Source organism: Sandarakinorhabdus oryzae (assembly GCF_009733735.1).
Taxonomy (GTDB): Bacteria; Pseudomonadota; Alphaproteobacteria; order Sphingomonadales; family Sphingomonadaceae; genus Sandarakinorhabdus; species Sandarakinorhabdus oryzae.
Map to the genome: position 1 here is coordinate 1 of NZ_WNJP01000218.1, position 3,910 is coordinate 3,910.

Sequence of the window (3,910 nt, forward strand, 5' to 3'; positions counted from 1 at the left end):
CGGGCCGGGGCAGCAGGGGTTGCGACGGGCGGTGGTTCCGGGGCCGGCGGCGCGGCTTCCTGGGCCGGGGCCGCGACCGCGATCAGGCCGGAGGCCAGCGCCAGCCGCCTATTTTGCCGGTGCATCGCCGCCGGACCGATTCACGACGCTGCCAATCAGGCCCATCAGGTCGGGCGCGCCCGAGGTTTCGACAATCTCGCCGCCGTCCTTCAGCATCTGGCCTTCAGCACCGGGGGTGAGCGCAATATAATTGCCGCCGAGCAGGCCTTCGGACGAGACGGCGGCCGAGGAATCGACCGGCAGCTTCAGCCCGCGGTCGACCGACAGGCGCAGCACGGCCTGGTAACTGGTCGGATCCAGCTCCAGCCCGATCACCTTGCCGACCTTGACGCCGGCCACCTTCACATCAGTGCCCAGCGTGACGCCGCCAATATTGGGGAAGCGCGCGGTCAGCGTGACGCCGTCGCTGCCTTCGCCAGCGCCCGTGCGTGCCCAGGCAAAGGCGACGAAGCCAGCGGCGAGCAGCACCACCAGCAGACCGATCAGGGCTTCGGCCAGATTGTCTTTCAGGGTGCCGGCCATGGTGCTGGCGTCAACTGTCCGGCGTCCAGGCGCGATAATCGCCCGTGGTCGCCGCGCGGGGGCCGCCAGCGATCAGCGCGCCCGCAGGGCTGTGCGCCAGCCTGGTGCCGGTGGCGTTCGGCGTCCATTCGCGTTCCCACACCCGGGTGGTCAGCGGCTTGGCGCTAGGCGGATCATTCACCGTCTTGTGCATCCACAAATGCCATTCCGGCGGGATGCGGGTGGCTTCGGGTTCGCCGTTGTAGATCACCCAGCGCCGCTCTTTCGGGCCGCTGCCGGCGCGATAATAGATATTGCCCTGGCTGTCGCGGCCGACTTCCTGGCCGTTGCGGGCCGTGAAGATGCGGGTGCCGATTCCGGGGCCGTTCCACCAGGTGAAGATCGTCTTGAGCACGGACACGAGACAGTTGCTCCTTTGGGTCACCCAAAACATTTTTGCCGCACCCGCGCAACCCCGGTCATCGCGGATAGGCGTGAGACGAAAAAGCCGCTACCCAGCGCGCGTGACCCGCGCCCTGGCCTTCATCTTCATCACCGTGCTGATCGACGCCATCGGCTTTGGCGTCGTCATCCCGGTGTTTCCGCAGCTGATCGTCAAGCTTTCCGGGCAGGATCTGGCCCATGCCGCTGAGGTGTCGGGCTGGATCGCCTTCCTCTATGCCAGCATCCAGTTCCTGATGGGGCCGGTGATCGGCGGATTGTCAGACCGCTTCGGCCGCCGCCCGGTGCTGCTGGCCAGCCTGGCCGCCTTCAGCCTGGATTATGTGGTGATGGCCTTTGCGCCGACCTTGTGGTGGCTGGTGGCCGCCCGCGTCATCGCTGGCATCACCGGGGCGACCTTCCCCACGGCTTACGCCTATATCGCCGACGTGACGCCGCCCGAAAAGCGCGGGGCGAATTTCGGCGTGATCGGCATGGCGTTCGGTTTCGGCTTCATCATCGGGCCGGCGCTGGGCGGCTTCGTGGCGCGCTTTGGCACTGAAGTGCCGTTCCTGGTTTCGGCGGGCCTCGCCATGAGCAATTTCCTCTATGGCCTGTTCGTGCTGCCCGAATCGCTGCCGCCGCCCCTGCGCCGCAAGTTCGAGTGGCGCCGGGCCAATCCGGTCGGCGCGTTGATGCGGCTGAAATCAGCGCACCCGGTGGTGCTGATGCTGGCCGCCACCGTGTTCGTGTGGACGCTCTCTTACCAGTCGCTCTACTCGATCTGGAGCTATCACGGTCAGTTGCGTTATGGCTGGACGCCGGAACAGGTGGGCTGGAGCCTGGCGGCAGTCGGCGTCACCGGGGCGATCGTGCAGGGCTTCCTCGGCCGCAAGCTGATCCCGCGTTTTGGCCAGCGCCGCATCATCCTGTTGGGCATTGCCTCGGCGGTGGCGGGTTATTCCACCTACGCGCTCGCCGATCAGGGCTGGATGGTCTATGTCGGCATTGCGATTTCGGCCTGCCAGGGGCTGGTGTTCCCCTGCCTGCAGGGCCTGATGTCGACCGAGATGGCGGCATCGGAACAGGGCGAACTGCAGGGCGCCGTCGCCTCGATCCAGAGCCTTTCGGCCATCATCGGGCCGCCGCTGATGACGACGGTGTTTGCGCGCTTTTCCGCCGCCGATGCGCCGGTCCGCGCCCCTGGCGCGCCGTTCGTGGTGTCGCTGTTCTTTGTCGGGCTGACGGCGGTGATGTTTTGGCGCGCCCACGCCGGGCGGCGGGTGGTGGCGGCAGGTTAGCCGCGCGCCTGGAACCAGGGCGTCATTCGCGCGATCGCGTCCTTTACCAGGGGCGTGTCCACCGCAAAGCTGAAGCGCAGGAAATGCCGGCCCTCGACGGGATCGAAATCGATGCCCGGTGCGGTCGCCACGCCGGTATCGAGCAGCAGCTGTTCGGCCAGTTGCATCGCATCATCGGTCAGGTGGCCGACATCGGCCCAGATGTAGAAGGCGCCATCGGGCGGGGCGATCCTCGTCAGGCCCATCGTTGGCAGTGCGTCCAGCATCAGCTGGCGGTTGGCGGCATAGCGGGCCACGTGCGCTTCGAGCTCGTCCACGCAGTCCATCGCCACCAGCCCGGCGTGCTGCGACAGCGTGGGAGCGGTGAGGAAGAGATTGCCCATCCGCGCCCGCGCTGCGTCAACCAGGTCTTCGGGCGCCACCAGCCAGCCCAGCCGCCAGCCGACCATCGAGAAATATTTGGAGAAGCTGTTCACCACCAGCGCATCGGGCGCGTATTCGAGCGCGCTCGCCACCGGGCCGACGAAGGACAGGCCGTGGTAGATCTCGTCCGACACGATGCGGGTGCCGCGGTCCCGGCAGACGCGGGCGATGGCCTGCATTTCGCTGGCCGGGATGACGGTGCCGGTGGGGTTGGCCGGGCTGGCGATGATGACGCCGGCCGGGGCGGAATCGAGCGCCGCCAGTTGTGCCGCGGTGATCTGGTAGCGGGTTTCCGGGCCGCAGGCGATTTCCTGGACCGTCATGCCCAGGGCCCGAACATTGTTGCGATAGGCGACATAGCCGGGCCGGGCCATGGCAATCACGTCCCCCGGCCGGAACGCCGAGGTGAGCGCCAGCACCAGCGCCGGCGACGCGCCGCACGACAGCACGATGCGTTCCGGGGCGACATGCACACCGTGGCGCGACTGGTAGAGCGCGGCGATGCGGGCCTTCAGCGGCTCCGATTCCCAATAGCTGCCGGGATCATTGGCCAGCACGTCCGCGGCGCGCGCGATGGCGGCGGCCGGTGCGCCGGTGGAAGGCTGGCCAAACTCCATGTGAATGATGCTGCGCCCCTCCGCCTCCAGCCGGCGGGCGAGGCGCGACAGGGTGATGGCGTGGAAGGGCTCGACAGGATCAGGGCGGTGCATGCCGGGGCGATAGCGGCTTTTGTCGCGCGTTGCACCTGTGGCGTCGGGCTGGCACAACGCCAGCCATGATCCGCCTGTTCCTGCTGTTGCTCTGTCTCGTGTCGCCAGCCTGGGCGGGTGCGCCAGCCCCGGTGGCGGCGGCGGCCGATCTGCGGCTGGTGCTGCCGCCGCTGGCGAGCGCGTACCAGGCCGAAAGCAGCCAGCAATTGAACCTGTCCTTCGGGTCCTCCGGCCAGATGGTGCAACAGGTGCTGAATGGCGCGCCCTTCCAGTTGCTGCTGCTGGCCGATGCCAGCCATGCCGACCGGCTGGCGGCCGCCGTGCCGGGCGTGGAACGCCGACCTTATGCGCTGGGCCGGCTGGCGCTGGTGGCCACGCGCGCCAGCGGCGTCACCAGCCTGGCCAGCCTGAAGGCGGCGATTCGGGCGGGTCGCATCCGGCACCTCGCCATCGCCAACCCGGCGCACGCGCACT

5 protein-coding genes are annotated in these 3,910 nt (G+C 68.2%); 2 read left to right on the forward strand and 3 right to left on the reverse strand.

Features of this window, described 5'->3' with window-relative positions; all coding sequences use genetic code 11:
• Positions 1-108 precede the first annotated feature (108 nt).
• On the reverse strand, positions 109-582 hold the full coding sequence (mlaD, locus tag GJ693_RS14455; RefSeq protein ID WP_156256970.1) for an outer membrane lipid asymmetry maintenance protein MlaD: 474 nt from the start codon (positions 580-582) through the stop codon (positions 109-111).
• Positions 583-592: 10 nt separating this feature from the next.
• Entirely contained in the window at positions 593-982 is a 390-nt protein-coding gene (locus GJ693_RS14460; protein ID WP_156256971.1) for an NADH:ubiquinone oxidoreductase subunit NDUFA12, read from the reverse strand.
• A gap of 73 nt (positions 983-1,055) precedes the next feature.
• Between GJ693_RS14460 and GJ693_RS14465 the strand changes: the two genes are divergently transcribed.
• Positions 1,056-2,303, forward strand: coding sequence for a TCR/Tet family MFS transporter (locus tag GJ693_RS14465; protein WP_235902948.1), 1,248 nt, complete (start codon positions 1,056-1,058; stop codon positions 2,301-2,303).
• Here the strand turns inward: GJ693_RS14465 and GJ693_RS14470 are convergent.
• Positions 2,300-3,436, reverse strand: coding sequence for a pyridoxal phosphate-dependent aminotransferase (locus GJ693_RS14470; RefSeq protein WP_156256972.1), 1,137 nt, complete (start codon positions 3,434-3,436; stop codon positions 2,300-2,302). The two genes, GJ693_RS14465 and GJ693_RS14470, sit on opposite strands and share 4 nt — an antisense overlap.
• 65 nt (positions 3,437-3,501) lie before the next feature.
• Here GJ693_RS14470 and GJ693_RS14475 point away from each other — a divergent pair.
• A partial coding sequence (locus tag GJ693_RS14475; RefSeq protein WP_197042226.1) for a substrate-binding domain-containing protein occupies positions 3,502-3,910 on the forward strand: 409 nt, incomplete at its 3' end.

What these genes read in the sequence shown, in the direction of transcription:
- mlaD (WP_156256970.1), bottom strand. Translation starts at nt 582, where the DNA reads ATGGCCGGCACCCTGAAAGACAATCTGGCCGAAGCCCTGATCGGTCTG.
- GJ693_RS14470 (WP_156256972.1), bottom strand. Translation starts at nt 3,436, where the DNA reads ATGCACCGCCCTGATCCTGTCGAGCCCTTCCACGCCATCACCCTGTCG.